Annotated in this window: 11 protein-coding genes; 3 read left to right on the top strand and 8 right to left on the bottom strand. The window is 58.1% G+C overall.

Features of this window, described 5'->3' with window-relative positions:
* Positions 1 to 109 precede the first annotated feature (109 nt).
* The 5 genes from NWV16_RS10625 to NWV16_RS10605 form a co-directional block, all read right to left on the bottom strand.
* A complete protein-coding gene (locus NWV16_RS10625; protein WP_260522966.1) occupies positions 110 to 2020 on the bottom strand; it encodes a hypothetical protein in 1911 nt (636 codons plus the stop codon).
* Positions 2021 to 2036: 16 nt separating this feature from the next.
* Entirely contained in the window at positions 2037 to 3929 is a 1893-nt protein-coding gene (locus NWV16_RS10620; protein WP_260522965.1) for a hypothetical protein, read from the bottom strand.
* Positions 3930 to 3983: 54 nt separating this feature from the next.
* Positions 3984 to 7169 carry a hypothetical protein gene (locus tag NWV16_RS10615; RefSeq protein WP_260522964.1) on the bottom strand — a complete coding sequence of 1062 codons (3186 nt, stop codon included), beginning with the start codon at positions 7167 to 7169 and terminating at the stop codon, positions 3984 to 3986.
* Positions 7170 to 7341: 172 nt separating this feature from the next.
* On the bottom strand, positions 7342 to 8265 hold the full coding sequence (locus NWV16_RS10610; protein WP_260522963.1) for a LysR family transcriptional regulator: 924 nt from the start codon (positions 8263 to 8265) through the stop codon (positions 7342 to 7344).
* Positions 8266 to 8310: 45 nt separating this feature from the next.
* On the bottom strand, positions 8311 to 9294 hold the full coding sequence (locus NWV16_RS10605; RefSeq protein WP_260522962.1) for an MBL fold metallo-hydrolase: 984 nt from the start codon (positions 9292 to 9294) through the stop codon (positions 8311 to 8313).
* Between the two features lie 247 nt (positions 9295 to 9541).
* On the opposite strand from NWV16_RS10605, the gene NWV16_RS10600 reads away from it, so the two are divergent.
* On the top strand, positions 9542 to 9943 hold the full coding sequence (locus NWV16_RS10600) for a helix-turn-helix domain-containing protein (protein WP_260522961.1): 402 nt from the start codon (positions 9542 to 9544) through the stop codon (positions 9941 to 9943).
* A gap of 7 nt (positions 9944 to 9950) precedes the next feature.
* On the opposite strand, the gene NWV16_RS10595 is transcribed toward NWV16_RS10600, so the two are convergent.
* Complete coding sequence (locus NWV16_RS10595; RefSeq protein ID WP_260522960.1) at positions 9951 to 10520, bottom strand: flavodoxin family protein; 570 nt, start codon at positions 10518 to 10520, stop codon at positions 9951 to 9953.
* Between the two features lie 327 nt (positions 10521 to 10847).
* Between NWV16_RS10595 and NWV16_RS10590 the strand changes: the two genes are divergently transcribed.
* Entirely contained in the window at positions 10848 to 13634 is a 2787-nt protein-coding gene (locus NWV16_RS10590) for an ATP-binding protein (RefSeq protein WP_260522959.1), read from the top strand.
* Here NWV16_RS10590 and NWV16_RS10585 read toward each other — a convergent pair.
* Positions 13596 to 15068 (bottom strand): ATP-binding protein, encoded by a 1473-nt coding sequence (locus NWV16_RS10585; protein ID WP_260522958.1) that lies wholly within the window; start codon positions 15066 to 15068, stop codon positions 13596 to 13598. The two genes, NWV16_RS10590 and NWV16_RS10585, sit on opposite strands and share 39 nt — an antisense overlap.
* Positions 15069 to 15158: 90 nt before the next feature.
* On the bottom strand, positions 15159 to 16109 hold the full coding sequence (locus tag NWV16_RS10580) for a GlxA family transcriptional regulator (protein WP_260522957.1): 951 nt from the start codon (positions 16107 to 16109) through the stop codon (positions 15159 to 15161).
* 213 nt (positions 16110 to 16322) lie between these two features.
* Here NWV16_RS10580 and NWV16_RS10575 point away from each other — a divergent pair, with 213 nt between their 5' ends.
* On the top strand, positions 16323 to 17045 hold the full coding sequence (locus NWV16_RS10575; protein WP_260522956.1) for a pirin family protein: 723 nt from the start codon (positions 16323 to 16325) through the stop codon (positions 17043 to 17045).
* The last annotated feature ends 8 nt before the right edge of the window (positions 17046 to 17053 follow it).

The raw sequence follows: 17053 nt of genomic DNA, 5'->3' as shown, positions 1-17053 counted from the left end.
CATTCAACAGGGATACCTTACAAGCCGTTGGAATGACTTTCCGGCAACGTACAGCATCGTGCCCGATCAGAATCACTGGTCAGGCACGTACAGCAACCATTCCATCATTCTATTTAGGCTTCAACATGCCGGATATCTGCCCAGGTTGCGGCTTGTAATACTGATTTTTCACATTCCCCCCCCAAAGTACATAGCTACCATCCCTGCGCCGCGCTGCAAACGATGGATCAAGAGGGGGAGGTGTGGGAGGCGGCGCCTGATAAAACGGATAACGCTTGATCGAGTAAAGCTCCACAACATCACTGCTCAGGTATCCAGCCAGCTCCGGAGGGGTCGGCGGAATTTCGCCTGCATCCTCCATGGCCAGAGTCGCCCCCCAGACAATGACCGCGCCGTAAACGCTGCCCTGGGTAGCAACCACACCATATGCACCATTTGTGCTGTACACGCCTGTAATTTTGCTGGCCATCAATGCCTGCCTCACCCCAGAACTAAATGCCCCGCCGTGCGTATTCATGCCCCAGGGTATGACCGCTTGGGTTCGACCATCAGCATATTGGCTTACCAGAAAAAAGCTCAGGTCATTTGCGTAAATTCTGACCTCGCCTGGAATCGTGATTGCACGGCTACCCACATGACTACAAGCAAAGCCGGGTTGAGGACTCATCTCCTTGATCACCGCTTCGATCTCGCTGCGAGTGGAAGCGGTTATGGAGGCCCCCCCGTAACGTTGCGCCCCCCATGACTCTGCCTCACCACGTTCAGTCACCAAACAGAAAGCCCAGCGTGCCGCCTTGCACAGCATTACTCCACCACGCGCTGCGATCAAAGATGCTGACGGAGACATCAGTCCGCCCTCTCCATCCAGCCCCCAACTGACGGCCTTACGTCTAACCTGGGTAATCGCACAAAATGCTGTGGTAGACGCTATAACCGTATTCACGCCGCCGTCGTCGATTATCGCCTCATACTTACTCGACGGAATAGTGCCCCCATCAGCGGTTTTCCCCCAGGTCGCGATGCTGCCGTCGCGGCCGATCGCACAAAAGGAAGCGGCGGCGGCAATGATTCGATCAACAAACATGCTATTGAGTAGTACTTGAGCCTCGGCACTGATTGAACCGCCATTGGTCGCATTCCCCCACGCATAAACCTTGCCGTTTTGGGTTCGTACCGCAAACGCATTTTCCGTGGCATGAATGGCAACAGGTTCATCAAAACGTAATGCGCCCTGGATTTGCTCGGGAATAACATCACCGGAGCCGCTCAAGCCAATGGCCCCAATTCTATTGGCATCACCTGTAGCGTTTTTGTAAATGAAAGCAAAGCAGACGCGGTTACTGTATACCGATTTGATATCCGTCAATTTGACTGAGTGATTGGCAGGAATGTTTGCACCCCAGACCAACAACTGATTGCTTTCCCCATTATCAACTAACGCTGCGAAGTCTTTTTCAGTCGTGAACATTCGGGCGGCCGGATTATTTTTCAAAAAGTTGGCGATGTCAGGTGGTACCGGCAAGCCCCAGCCAGCTTGTCCTTCAAAATAAATATCCTGGGTTTCCGGGTCTATCAGGCCAAATGCCCCTCCCGTCGATACAAACACTCGATCCTGGGGTTCCGCACCATAAAAGGAAAAATTACCCCACTGTTTCAAAAAGCTGTTCTCATTTTCTTCTAAGCTGATCCCTTGAAATCCAGAGGTCACCTTTTTGGCGACAGAGCTCACCTCTTTGCCCACCTCTCCTGTTGCGGATACTGGAGTAACACCAAATATGATGGACCGGTCGGCATAGGCGTTCTTGATTCTCAAATCAATAGCAACCCCCTCCGGTGCCGCGATTGGCGTGCCATCGAGATACCACTGATAGCGAGAGTTGCCTTCTGGATTTTCATCAGCATTTTGGTAGCGATAGCTGCCACGCAAGTAACCATCAATCACCGGCTCCCCGATGATGATGACGTCACGTGCAATAGGTTCGGCTTTAGTGCTCATCTCAAAACCCTCTAGATTGATCAACAGTTTTCCTGCGGAATCAGCTGTTTCTTTCGGGTTCGAACTCTTCCTGTTTGACGTGAGCTCCCCACGTCACGAATTTGTTGTTCGACTTGCGGGCGGCAAAAGCAGCCGGAACAGTCGCTGTCGAGGGGGCGGGCATCGCCTGGATGGTATAGATTTCGACTACGCCACTGCTTAATGCACTACGTAGTTCAGTTGGTATTAGCCCGCCATCCTGTGAGGATCGCCCCCATGCAATGACAGCACCTTCGGTTGTGCCTTGGTTTACGATCGCCGCGAACGCACCATTGGTGGTGTAAATCTTGCGAATCCGGCTGGCCATCAGCGTTTGCTTGATATCACTTGGCATCGTGCCGCCTACCTCTGCCAGCCCCCATGAGATCAAGCCTTTTGTGCGGCCATCGGCATGTCGATTGACCAGCAGGAAGCTTGCGTCGTTGCGCAACAACTCGATCGTCTCGCCATCCGCCAATGTAAGATTGGAAGAGACTCGGCTTTGAGCGTCATCTGCAAACCTGGCGCTGCTGAACATTGCCTTGATCTCAGATTCGACTCCATCTTGTTCAAGCGATGCCTGGGCATTTAATGGCAAATCGAACGACTCGCCATCAGCACTTTGAGCGGGAATTTCTCCTCCCCCGTGACCGACCGATCCCGAGGCAGCGGCTTGCCCGGTTTCATTGATGAAACAGAATGCCCATGGAGTGGCAGCACACAGCACCAGATTGCCACGAGCAGCAAGAGTGGCAGCCTGCTCTGACAACACTCCACCGTAAGCCGCCAATCCAAAAGTCGCTGCTTTGCGGCGCCCCTTAGTGATGACAATAAAAGCACTGTCGTTAGCAATTACATTAAGCGCTCCACCATCGTCATAGATTTTTTCCAGAGTTGCAGCGGGAATAGCGCCGTTTGCCCCCCATGAGATGATTTCGGATAACTCCGTCGTTGCACAGAAAGCCGTGCGTGAAGCGACGATTCGATTGACTTTCATACTGTTGAGCTGTGTCTGTACGTCGGCTGGAATCGCACCACCGTTTTCGGCGTTGCCCCAGGTGTAAACGCGCCCGCCCTCTGTTCGCACTGCGAAAGCATCTATCGTGGCGTAGATGGCCATTGGGCGATCAAACATTAGTTTGTTCTGTATCTCAACGGGAACTACTCCACCGTTTTCAGCGGGCCCCACCGCACCAATCGTATTCTCTCCTGGCTGTCGATTCTTGTAGATAAATGCCAGTGAGGAACCATTGTTGTAAACCGACTGGATATCTTGAAGGTCGGGAAGCGATGCGGGCATATCGGTTCCCCATACAAGTAACTGATTATGATCCTTGTCAATAGGAACCAGTGCCCCAAAGCTTTTCTCGGTAGTAAACATTGTTATGGCGGGATTATTTTGAAGGTATGTCGCTAACTCCGGTGGAATAACGCCACCAAAGCTTTCCGTACCCATGACGGATACATTTTGCGTAACCCTATTCTTTAGGGCGAACGCTCCGGCCGTCGAAGTGAAGACTCCATCCTTGGGTCCGTTTGCATGAAAAGCAAACTGTCCGCGTTGTTTCAGGAAGCTGCTTTCACTCTCTTCGTCGGATATATTTTGAAACCCGTCCTGAATAACTTTTACGGGGTCAGAAGCTGACTCAGTACCCATCTCCCCGCTTGCGGCGACAGGCTTAACCGAAAAAACAAGAACCATTTCCGCGTGTTCGGCCTTTAATGTCAGATCAATGGAGGTTGCGACAACGTTTCCTCCGGCACCACCGCTATACCAGCGAAAGATTGACTCCCCCTCTGGATTTTCATCAGCGTTCTCATAAATGTAACTACCGCTGAGTGTTCCACCCACCAAGGGCTCGCCCATAATGGCAACCTGTTTTACCGTGGGAATTGCATTCACATTACGTGTCATAGCGATAATTCCTTATAGAATTCTCGTTTACAGGGAAAGTAAGCACAGAAGTGCTTACTCGGTATACGACACCAAACCGGATAATGCGGATAGATCAGGAGCGTCAGGCCCCACTGCAACTAACCTGCTGTCGGCACTCAGCAGAACAACTTGGGGACCAGTAGCATAGGCACATACAATTGATCCCAGACTGGGAGAGGACGTATTCACTCCCCACATAACTGCGACACCAGTGCTCAGTATCGCAGTGAAAGAACCATAAGAAGCGGATACTGAAAGAGCGGGTGGCAACCCCGTGGGCACTGTCCCCCCTTCTGCAGGCTGTCCCCAGGCGGACAATGCCCCATCTCTTCCAAGAGCACAAAACGCCGTTGTCGAACCCACTACATGGTTTACTGCCTGCAGGTTTGTTGGCGCTTTACCACCAAATCGCTCATTGCCCCAGGCGATGACGGAACCGTCCAATTTCTGCGCAGCAAAGGCACCGCTGGTGGAAGCGATATGTTTGACCTCTACGAGAGCATTCGCCTCGGTTTCCGGGATAACTCCACCATGATCAGGCGACCCCCATGCGAATACAGTGCGATCGTTTTTCAGCACACAAAATGCTCGGTCACTTGCACAAAATTGAGTGGCGCCGTTCGCTAGCGATATCCATTGACCATCTGGCCAGGTGCCTCCCCAGCTATAAACACGACCGTCGCGTAGCAACACAGTGAAATCTGCTGTATTACCTAAGACTTTGATTGCCGGGAAAAGTAGAGGAACGGCAGTAGTTGGTATCACTCCACCAAACTTCGGATTCCCCCACGCGACAAGTTGACCGTCTTCTGTTACAGCAACGAAAGCTCCATCCGTAGCCGCAATGGTTTTTACGTTTCGCAGTTGATCCTGAACCTCGGGTGTAATTACTCCACCGTCGGCTGCGCCCCCCCAGGCATGAACGGTTTTGTCAATCTTCAATGCCGCAAATGCACGCCCACCGGATATAACGCAACGAACATCCGACAATCCCGAAGGTGGAAGCATCTCATCGTTGTCGCCCCAACCGAAAACACTTCCATCATCCTTCACAATATTGCCACTGTGGCGACCGTCAAGATTGTATATCCCAGCCATATTGACGGGTCGAAGAACAGTTCGAGCAATAATTTCGCTATCGCGCTGAACAATTACGGTTAATGGCTTTTCGGGGTTCGTATCGAAAAAGCAATCGCCAGAGAAACCATCGGCAATACTTTCATATGTCCATATAATCGTGTCGGAAATACTTTTTTCTACACTCACTGGCAACGACGCAACTAATCGACTCACATTTGAGTGATAGCGAGGGGCAAGTTGTGACCGCTTACCAGCTATGTTGATCTGCAAGGTGATCGGCTTACCGACCAAAAAAACTTTCTCATCGGAATAACTCGTAGGCCGCCCATCCGCCCATTTGATGGAGTAGGACGCCTCGACCGTCCCGCCTTCATTGCCCTTGATCAGCTCCGCCTTGATGGTGAACGGCACAGGTTGGCCGGCAGTAAACGAGGACAGCTTGACCGAGTCGCTGTCCGGCCCGGTTTTCGAGCCATTCCAGAAGTAGGTCACTTCGTCATCCTTGACCGTATTCAGGTATTCCACAGTCAGCGTGGTGCCGTCCGTATCTGCCGGCAATACGCCGTCCACCACGCCGTCCACCTTCGGCGCCGGCAGCTCTTTCCTCGGTTCGCCGACGTTCAGGACCTCGGCGTGAATCGACTCTCGGATGGCGTGGGTGGCGTTGACGCGGTTCATCGTGCCCAGCACCGCGTCCTCAATCAACAAGTGGTAATACAGCTCTAACGTGCCACCTTCGATCTGTTTGAGATGAAGGCCCGGGACGTTGATCAGCAAGGGCACACCGGCCGTGATATCGCCATTGGTAATCGGGCGCAGCGGCAGGTCGGGCAAGTAGGTGCTCAGGTCAGGCCGGGTGCCGAGCCAGAACAGTTTGATCGCCTGGCCGGCCGCAAAAGATTTGTCGAATGGAATCTCGATGCGGGCCTGTACCAGCTCCGGATCGAGGGCGCCTTGCAATGCGTCGCGGGCGATCGGGGCCAGCAGGCGCTTGATCTCGCCAATGACATTGATGAACTGGGTCTTGGACAACAGGTCGGCGGAACCGTCGGCTTTTTTCAGGCGAAAGGACAAGCCGATCTGGGTCTTGGCCAGTTGCCGCAGCACGGCATTGGGTATCTTGATTTCGGGGATGCTCGGCACGCTGACCAGCGCCTGGCCGGTGATCTCGATGTTGATCGGTGCCCCTTCGACCGGTGTGCCCTTGAGCCGGACGATGGGGGTGTCACCAACCTTGAATTTGTTACCGTCCACGGCAAGGATCTGCGCCGTGGCATCGGCATCCCCCAGTTTGTCGGCGTCCAGCACGTTGTTCACCGCTTCCTTGCAGATCGGTGCGCTGAGCCTGTCGGCGTCGACCGCGACCACCACGCGCTGTTCGTAACTCCAGTCTTCGGAGCGGTTTTCGACCATGTCGTAAACCTCGAAGGCCACGGCGAGACCGGCCTCTCCGGAGTCACCCGCCTCGCGAATGGTTGCCTCGGTAATGAGCACGACAAGCGGCACTGTGCCGTCGGCCTCATCCTGAGTCAGCGGTCCGTAGAGCACAAAAAAACCGCCCCAGGTCACCTGAATCCAGTCGCCGGCCGCTGCGTAGGGATAGGGCTCTGGCCCGTCGTCAGAGGGGCCGATCGTGATCGGCACACCAGTGGCGATGTTGTCCTTGTCGATACCGCCCTCGAGAATCTCCTTGGGGATGGTCATTTTCAGTTTCGAGTGCCCCGGCCCTTCGTCGCTGTCATGGCCACCGGGGCGGGTGAGCTTGACCCGTACCTGCATCACTTCGGACGGTTCGGGCGTTCCGCCCTGTCGGGTGACGGCGTAGGACAGCGTGGACGAGCCATCACTGAAGCGGGCGGCGGGCACAAACATCGACAGCGTCGTGTTGACTTCATGATCGTCGACGGTTTTGTTGAATACCGGCTGCCCGCCCAGGGAAATTACCAGCTTGTCACCCCGGCTCATGACCCCCCACGGTCCGGCCCGGCACAGCAAGCCCTGTTTGGGAAAGTTGTCCTGCACCGCTGCGATGTTGAGCCCCCAGACATCAGGGTTTTGCGAAACGGGGCCGGTGCGGCCGGGAACGTCGAGTTCGGCGAGCAACAGCGGTGATGAGCCAGGGGGGTTGTTGACCGTCATGGCGCAAACTCCGATCGAATGGTGGGACGATGGAGGCATTGAACGGCGCTGTATGCGGAGTTGGCTACTGTCAGAAATTACAGGTGCGTGCAGGTTTAAGACGAACGGTCAAACAACCCCGTATGGCACCGATAAAAACGGCCCGCTGGCCGCTTTCCGTGTAAACGTGCAACTAGATCGCCGGAATATCCAGCGACGCCGACATGAACTGACTGATCCGTGACCGCAGCCATTTTTCCGCCGGATCGTTGTCATGCACCCCGCTCCAGGCCATCGACAGTTGCGCCGCATCAATCGGGAACGGCGGATCTTCAGCTCGCAATGCACAACCTTCGACCAGTGCACACGCCGCATAATCCGGCACCGTGGCGATCATCTCGGTGCCCGCGAGCAAGGCACGCAAACCGCTGAACTGCGGCACGCCAAGCACCACGCGACGACTGCGACCGACCTTGGCCAGGTCCACGTCGATGTTGCCGCTCAGGTCCCCCGAGAACGACACCATCGCATGGGGCCGCTCGCAGTATTCGTCGAGGGTCAGCGGGCCCGGGCGGTCATCGCCGCGCAGGACCTTGCAGGGAATGTCGCGCAGTTTCTTGCGCTTGGCGTTGGCCGGGAGATCCGTTGTGTAACTCACACCGACGGAAATTTCCCCGGACGCCAGCAACGTTGGCATCAGCAGATAGTTGGCACGCCGCACCACGACCACGATCCCCGGCGCCTCTTCCTGCAACTGGCGCAGCAATGGCGGAAACAGACCGAACTCGGCGTCATCCGACAGGCCGATGCGGAACACGTCGCAACTGGTGGCCGGGTCGAATTCCTTGGCCCGGCTGACCGCGCCGGAAATCACGTCCATCGCCGGTTGCAGTTCCCGCAGAATCGCCAGCGCCCGGGCCGTCGGTTCCATGCCTCGACCGTTGCGCAGCAGCAACGGATCGTCGAACAGATCCCGCAGGCGGCCCAGCGCCGCACTCACTGCGGGTTGGCCCATGAACAGTTTTTCGGCGACGCGGGTCAGGTTCTTTTCGAACATCAATGCTTCGAAGATCACCAGCAGGTTCATGTCGACGCGGCGCAGATCGTTTCGGTTCATTGAGCACGTTTTCCTTGATTGAGCCTGACGTGAGAGCTGTGCACTTTATTCGATAAACGGCACTTTGGCTGCGCGTTTGTATGGGCCGTATTCCACCGGCACCCACTGGAAGTGCTTGTCGACCGCGGTGATGTGGCCAATGCCCGGGAAAGGCAAGTGCGCAGCCGTTACCCAGGTTTTGCTGGCCGCCGCTGCACTGAACACCGCATTACGACTTTTGATCGCTTGCTGGCTGTTGACGTCGAAGCTGATCGCCACCTCAGGATGATCGAACTGCACCGCCAGGTTGTGCACCAGATCCCCCATGAACACGATGCTCTGATTCTGTGAAATAAAACGGTAGGTTGTACTGCCCGGCGTGTGGCCGGCTTCCAGTGTGGCATCGACCACGCCCGGCAACGGCGACTGGCCCGCCGCGAATGTCTTGAAACGCCCGGCGGCGATGTATGGCGCGGTAGAGTCCTGAGCGATCTTGAAGAACTCCCGCGCACCGGCCGGTGCCTTGGCCAGAGCCTGCGGGTCGAGCCAATAATCGGCTTCTGCCTTGGCGGCGTAAACCGTGGCATTGGTGAAAATCGGTTGTTGCTGGCCGTCCACCAGTCCACAGACGTGATCCAGATGCAGGTGAGTCAGCAGAATCGCATCGACCTGCTCAGGCTTGTAGCCCGCCGCCTGCATGTTGGCCGAAAGCTGGCCGGCGGTAGCACCGATGCACTGACCCGCGCCGGTATCCACCAGTACCAGTTGTTTGCCGGTGTTGACCAGGAACGCATTGAACGCAGTTTGCACGCCCGGCGTTTCAATCGAGCGACGGGCCAGCAAGGCGCGAATCTGGCTCTGGCTCATGCCCTGCAGCAGCCTCGGCGACAAGTCGTTGTAGCCATCGAACAGCGCCGTCACTTCGTAATCGCCCAGCGCCAGCCGGAAATAACCCGGCACCTGCGTGCCGACCTGTGGTGCCTGCGCCAGGGCGGTGGACATCACACCGACCAATGTCGCGCCGATTACGCCATTGAACAAACCTTTCATATGCGCCTCCTCGAACGAGCCCGATTCTGCGGCCCTCATGGCCCGCCTCAATCGTCGCCATCCTGCCCGATTCCCACCATGGGGACTTGCAGCGGTGTGCTGAGTTGGAGCGGAAGGCGGAATTAACAACGTTTAACTCGTCAGCCTTCGCCCCTCGCCAAACAATGAATCCCTCTGCGCAGCGTTGTTTTATTGACCTGAGGGAAAGCGCTGACCGTGCCTTCCCCCCTCGACACGGACATTGGCCATGGCTCATTCACAGCAAACCGTCGCCCTCGCCCCTGCCAGCGACCCACGCAAAACCAGCACTGGCGGCCTCAGCCCGCAACGTGAACGGCTGGTGAAACAACTCATTCTCGAACGCCTCGGCGATAGCCTTGAAGTTGCCGATCTGGCCAACGCGTGCGCACTGTCACGCAGCCACTTTTCCCGGGCTTTCAAATGCAGCACCGGTTACTCGCCACAAGACTGGATCCGCTCCCAACGCATTGCCCGGGCCAAACAGTTGATTCAGCACACCAACCACAGCCTTACGCAGATCAGCCTGGAATGCGGCTTCTGCGATCAGGCGCACTTTTGCCATATCTTCACCCGCAGCGAAGGGATCAATCCGTTTGCGTGGCGTTGTCAGGTCATGAAAAACCGCTGAAGCGGCTTCACTCCCGGACCATCCGCTGAGCCAGCCGCGCCACCCGCTCGCCCAGGTGCGCGGCAGTCAGTTGGTCCTCCAGCGGAGGCGCAAGTCCGGGCGGTTGTTCGACAGAGGATTGGGACATGGCACCGAGGGCACTGCCGAGGCGATTCAATTGGCCGTCAATGCCCCCGGCACCGACACGCGCCGGCAGCAGATCGAGCCCCACCCAGATCATCGAATGCTGAGCGGCGAACACGGCCATCTGCACTAAGGTATTGAGTTTGTCGCCACACAGGCTTCCGGAATTGGTGAAGCCTGCCGCGAGTTTGTCGCGCCAGGGGCGGGCGAGGTAAAACGACGCCGTGGCCTCCATGAATTGTTTGAACGCCGCCGACACGCTGCCCATGTAGGTCGGCGAACCGAAAATGATGGCGTCGGCGCGGTGCAGGTCTTCCCAGTGTGCGTCCACATCCTCCACCGCCAGCAGCAGACAGCGACTGCCCAAGTGACGCTCCACACCTTGGGCCACCGCCCGGGCAATGACGCGGGTGTGCCCGTAGCCACTGTGATAGACCACCACTACCTTGCTCATCGCAGCGTCCTCTAGACGTATGCATTCCGTTGCCTCGGAGTTTTGGCTCTGCAGCGGGTGTGGACGAGTTAATCGTTGTTAATTTTTTCATCTGCCGGGCGCGAAGGCGAAGACTCGGGCCTTTGAATACGAGCGCGATGACGCCGCCTGCCGATAGATATCCGGGCATCAACACCTCGCATGCATTGCGCTGGCAGCCGATCCTGAGGAATATGCTCGGAAAACGCGGACCAGACGGCTTACAGCCTCGTCGAGTCGCTATCCGCCCTGTCACGTTTTTTCATCAACGGCCGGGCAGGATCAAAAGAACAACGAAGGAGTATGTGGTTGAGTCTTTCCCCGAATCAGGCCATCGGTTTCGGCCCCTATCGGATTCACCCCGGCCAGCGGCTGGTGCTCGAAGGCGACCAGCCTTTGCGCCTGGGCCGCCGTGCCATGGACATTCTGCTGATCCTGCTGGCCAATGCCGGTGAAGTCGTGAGCAAACAGCAATTGATCGCCGGAGTCTGGCCGGACAGTGTGGTGGAAGACATCAACCTGCGGGTGCACATGGCATCGTTGCGCAAGGCACTGGGCGACGGTCAGGCCGGGCAGCGCTATATCGTCACGGTGGCGCAGCGCGGTTACAGTTTCGTGGCGCCGATCCAGTTGCAATCGATCGAGCAGCGACCCGCCGCCGGTCACGCGGCCCGGCATAACCTGCCGCTGCGCCGCACGCGGATGATCGGTCGCCAGGCGGTGGTCGACAACCTGATGAGCCAACTGCCGCGCCAGCGCTGCATCACCCTGATCGGCCCCGGCGGCATCGGCAAGACCACGGTGGCGTTGCGTGTCGCCGAGCAACTGATCGGCCGCTATCGCGACGGCATTCGCCTGCTGGATCTGGCTCCGCTCAACGACCCGCGCTCGATCTGCTCGCACCTCGCCGCCCTGCTCGACCTTTCGCTGCATGACAACGAGCCGATGGCCTGCCTGATCAACAGTCTGCGCGAGCGGCAGATGCTGCTGGTGATCGATAACTGCGAGCATCTGATCGACGCCGTGGCGCTGCTCAGTGAAAGCATTCTGCGTGGCGCGCCGCAAGTGCACATTCTGGCCACCAGTCGAGAAAGTCTGCGCACCGAAGGTGAGTACGTGCAGCGCCTGGAATCGCTCGACTGTCCACCACCGATTGCGGTGCTCGACCGCGATCAGGCAATGGGGTTTTCCGCGCTGCAACTGTTCGTCGAACGGGCGATGGCCGCCCACGAACACTTTGAGCCGAAACAGGCCGACCTGCCCTTGATCATCGAGATCTGTCGACGGCTGGACGGTATCCCGCTGGCACTGGAGCTGGCGGCCGCACAGGTCGCGAGCCTCGGGCTGGACGGTCTGCTGAGGCAGCTTCAGGGACATTTGCCGGCGGGTAATCAGACTCATCTGGGCCGACATGAAACCCTGCGGGCCACGCTCGACTGGAGCTTCAATCTGCTCAATGGTTGCGAACAGACAGGCCTGCGCCGGTTGGGCGTGTTCCGTGGCGCATTCACTCTGGAGTCTGCCGCAGCGGTCATCGTTGGCCAGCACATCGAGTCCGGCGAGGTGTTTGCCTCGATCACGCAACTGGTTGCCAAGTCGTTACTCAACGTCGAGGTAGGCGATGAAGAGGTGTTCTATCGCCTGCTCGACACCACCCGCCGCTACGCGCTGGAAAAACTCGACCAGGCCGCCGAACTCGGCGAAACCCGTGAACGTCATGCCGAACGCTGCCTGGCGCTGATGCATCAGGCACAGGCCGACTGGGAAAACACACCGACCGAAATCTGGATCGAGCGCTACGCCCGTGGCCTCGAAGACCTGCGGGCCGCGCTGGAGTGGACGCTGAACGATGAAGGCTCGCGTCAACTTGGCGTGCGCCTGACGGCGACCTCGGCGCCGTTGTGGCAGGAGCTGTCCCTGCTCAAGGAGTACGGTGTCCATGTGCGTCGTGCACTCGCGTTGCTGGCGTCGGCGCAGGCGCCTTGCCCGCGACTGGAAATCGCCCTGAAACTGGCTCTCGGCAGCGCCTGCTATCACACCTGGGGCGGTACACCGGAAACCATCGAAGCGTTCGCCAGTGCACGTCTGCTGGCACAAAAGCACGACGACATCGCCGGCCAGTTGCGTGCCGTGTCAGGTCACATGGCGGTCAATCTGAGTTGCGGTCATTATCGGATGGCACTTGAACAAAGCGAGCAATTCGAAAGCCTCGGCCTGCATGGCGATGCGCAGCTGTCATTGAGCACTCATCGTCTGCGGGTGCTCGCGCTGCATTACGCCGGTGATCAGCATCAGGCGCGAATCCACGCTGAACAGGTCATTCAGCGCATGTCCCAAAGCGGCCACCTCAACCGTTTCACCCACGGTTTCGGCGTGCAATACGATCAAAGCGTCGCCTCGCTGACTGTCCTCGCCCGGGTGTTATGGTTGCAGGGTTTTCCGGAACAGGCCTGGCGTACGGCCCGGCAGGCGCTGGACATCGCCGTACAGATCAATCACGGCACGTCGATCTGCTACACCCTCGCACTCGCCACTTGCCTGATCGCCCATTACAACGGTGATGTGCAGAACGCCCGTGCCCTGCTGCAACTCCTGCTCGAACAGTCGCAGAAGCATTCGGTGCTGCTGTTCTACACGTGGGCACGGCAGTATGCGCAGGTGATCGATGCCGACAAAGCCTCTGCAATCCCGCCTGCGGACAGCGGTCTGGTCAGGGAAATCATGGTCACGCTGGATCCGGGTTTCGTCGATGATGCCTTGGTGGAGCGGGCCCAGAGCGGCGCGGCCGGCTGGAGCACGGCGGAAATTTTGCGAGCACGGGCCGAACGATTGCTGACCGCTGAATCGCCCTGCCATCACACGGTCGAAAGTGCCCTGCAGCAATCCCTGGCGATTGCCCGGACGCAAGGCGCACTGGCCTGGGAACTGCGCAGCGCGACGTCGCTGGCCCGGTTATGGCAACGCCAGGCGCGTTATCGTGAGGCGCTGGAAATGCTGACCCCGATCTACAACCGCTTCACCGAAGGCTACGCGACCCCGGACCTGCGCAAGGTGCGTTCATTGCTCGACGAACTGCGCGATCAGTCGGTCGCGTGAGTTCGGGCGCGTACGGCCCAGATAGCGAGAATGTCGAAGCTCGACGTCATGCAGTTCGCCGCACAGCTCCAGCTGTTCGCGGGCATAGCGGCGAGTGGTGTTGAGCATTCGATAACGCAGTGTTGCGCCGGATCGGTCCACCGACAGTAACGACTTCGACGCCAGTTGTTCGACCACGGCCACCAGCGTCGAAGGCGGCAGCTGCGCACAACTGATCACGCCTATGGCGGCATCCAGGGTGAATGCCGCCTTGAACACCGACAGGCGCTGCAACACACGTTGTTCGTGCTCGCTCAAACGCTGGTAGCTCCAGTCCAGAGCAGCCTTCATTGACTGGTGTCGTGGCACCGCGGTACGGCGACCTTGACTCAAAACCTGCAGTCCGTGAGCCAATTGCGCCTGAAGCCCGACCAGGGCCAGTGCATCGATCTTCGCCGCCGCCAGCTCGATCGCCAAAGGCAGACCATCAAGCCGCCCGCAAATATCACGCACCGCCTCGAGGTCCTGCTCACGCAGATCGAAATCATGCTGGCGGGCCCGGGCACGGCTGACAAACAGCTGCACCGCCGAAAAACCCATGGCCTCATCGACACTATTGAGTGCCGAGGTTTTGGGAACGGTGAGGGGCGACAGTGGCTGGAGGCTTTCCAGACCTACACACAACGGAGTGCGGCTGGTGGCAAGAATCGACAGTCGGGGCGCCATATCGAGCAATGTCTGCAGCAGGCTCCGACAGGCTTCGTGCAAGTGCTCGCAATTGTCCAGCACCAGCAAGGCATGGCGCGCCGCCAGGGTGGCGAAATCAATATCGAGGATTTTCAGCACGCCATTGGTCAGTGGTGCTTCTTCGTCGATCAGCGACAGATCCACATGCCACACACCGTCATGAAAGTGTTGCAGCAGCAGTTCCGCCGCCCGCAACGCCACGGTGCTTTTGCCGACGCCGGCCGGTCCCGTCACCGTTATCAGTCGCGACAGCGGCAACTGCCGCACAAGACTGCCGACCACTGAATCGCGACCCGTGACAGGCGTCAGCCGGGCGGGCAGGTTGTGTTGAGGCATCTGCAGGCTTTCGAACACCACTTGCGCGACGCCATCGTCATGCACCGGTGCAACAAAGCTGTACCCGCGCTGCGGTAAGTTGACGATGTAGCGCTGTCCGTTCTCGCCATCGCGCAAAGCCCGGCGCAACGCGGCGATGTGTACCCGCAGGTTGATCTCTTCGACCACCGAAGTCGGCCACACCAACGCGATCAATTGCTCCTTGCTGACCACCCGCCCGGCCCGCTCGACCAGCACCTGCAATATGTCCAGCGCACGACCGCCCATGCGCAGTTGCCGATCCCCTTCGAGGATCAGCCGCTGACGCAAATGGAACGCGTACGGACCGAAGCGCAGGACCGACGCCGCATGCAAATGGTTGAGGCTGTTCATGTCCGTTATCTTGGCAGGCCTGGATGACGGTACAACCATCACGCGGGGCGCAACACGGACATCCGGGTGCCCGTGACGGACAGAACGGCCCTAGCTGAACTGTTCGCGGTATTGGGTCGGCGTCAGCCCGAGCTTTTCGCCGAACAGGAAACGCATGTGGCGTACGCTGCCGAAACCGCTCTTGTAGGCCACCGTTTTCAATGGCAGATCGCCGGTTTCCAGCAGATTGCGCGCGCAATCGATGCGCGCGCTTTGCAGGAATTCCATGGGCGTCATGCCGACCTCACGGGAGAACATCCGCGCGAAATGCCGCGTGCTCATGTTCGCCAGGCTGGCCATGCGCTCTATGGTGAAGACTTCCTCAAGATGTTCCAGAACGTGATTCTGGACCCGCGTAATGGGCGTTTCGTGGGGGGCCACGGCTGCCATCAGCGGACTGAACTGCGCCTGCCCGCCCTGGCGTTTCATGACCACCAGCAGCACTTTGGCCACGTCCTGGGCGATTTTCTTGCCGTGATCGCGGGCCACCACCGCCAGCGCCAGATCGATGCCGGCGGTGACACCGCCAGAGGTGATCAGGTTGCGGTCTTCGACAAAGATCTGGTCGGTCGCGACATCTGCCTTTGGAAAGCCTTTGATCAGGCGCTCCGTGTAGTTCCAGTGAGTGGTCACACGATAACCATCGAGCAGACCCGCGTAACCCAGCACGAACGCTCCCGTGCAAATGGAACCATAGCGCTCGGCCCGACTCACCGCGCCTTTGAGCCAGTCCAGCAAGGGTGGGCACTTTTTGTTGTAGGCACCAGGGCCACCCGGCACCAGCAGCAAATCATATCGCCCGGCCGCTTCGTCAAGGTGCATGTCGGCGTGTACAAGCACACCGTTGGAGGCGCGCAGCGGCCCACGTTCAGTCCCCAAAAGCGTCAGTTGGTAGTGATCGTCCGGCTTGAGATAGCGGTTGGCAACCGAAAACACCTCCATCGGCCCCGCCATATCGAGCAAGAGAAACTCTGGAAACAACACCATTGCCACGGTTTTCATGAGCAGACATCACTGAAATCAATGAACAGATATAAGTTGCAGCATTATGGCCAAGTACAGGGCAAACGTTGCGAAAGATTGCGTGAACGGGCGCACAAGACTGTCAACTCTAAAGGGACAGTATTTCAATTTACAGCTACTTATTGCACTTCATGGTTACCAGTAACCTTCTCCTCACTCGGACGAATCAACGTCCTGAAAGGAGATTTCATCATGCTGACCCTTCGCAAAGCCTCCGACCGTGGTCTGGCCAATCATGGCTGGTTGAAGTCATTCCACACCTTTTCTTTCGCCAGTTACCGGGATCCGCGTGAACAAGGCTTTTCCGACCTGCTGGTGATCAACGATGACCGCGTCGCCGCCGGTAAAGGCTTCGGCCAGCATCCACACCGCGACATGGAGATTTTCTCCTACGTGCTCGAGGGTGCGCTGGAACACAAGGACACGCTCGGCACCGGCTCGGTGATTCGGCCAGGCGACGTGCAACTGATGAGCGCCGGCAGTGGCGTGGCGCACAGCGAGTTCAACCACTCGCAGACTCGGCCTGTGCACTTTCTGCAGATCTGGATCGTGCCGGACGTCAGCGGAGCCAAACCACGCTATCAACAGGAACACTTCAGCGAACAGAAAAAACGCGGTCGCCTGCAACTGATCATCTCGCCCGAGGGCAGCAACGGTTCGCTCAAGGTACGTCAGGATGCACGCGTGTACGCCGGGCTGTTCGATGGCCGGGAAAGCGCCACGCTCGAACTGCCTGCAAACCGCTATGCCTACGTGCACGTGGCTCGCGGCAGCGTTGAACTGAACGGGGTGTCGTTGAAAGAAGGCGACGGTGTCCGTGTTCGAGAAGAACAGGCGCTGACCCTGAGCAATGGTCAGGATGCCGAAGTTCTGGTGTTCGACCTGCGGCCGCAAGAGCTTCCGGAAATGCCATGAGCCGATAG

Origin of the sequence: Pseudomonas sp. BW7P1, assembly GCF_024981055.1 — a bacterium.
In the GTDB taxonomy this organism is placed as follows: Bacteria; Pseudomonadota; Gammaproteobacteria; order Pseudomonadales; family Pseudomonadaceae; genus Aquipseudomonas; species Aquipseudomonas bananamidigenes.
Note: the sequence above shows the minus strand (reverse complement) of the source record. Positions and strands in the feature narration are given on the sequence as shown.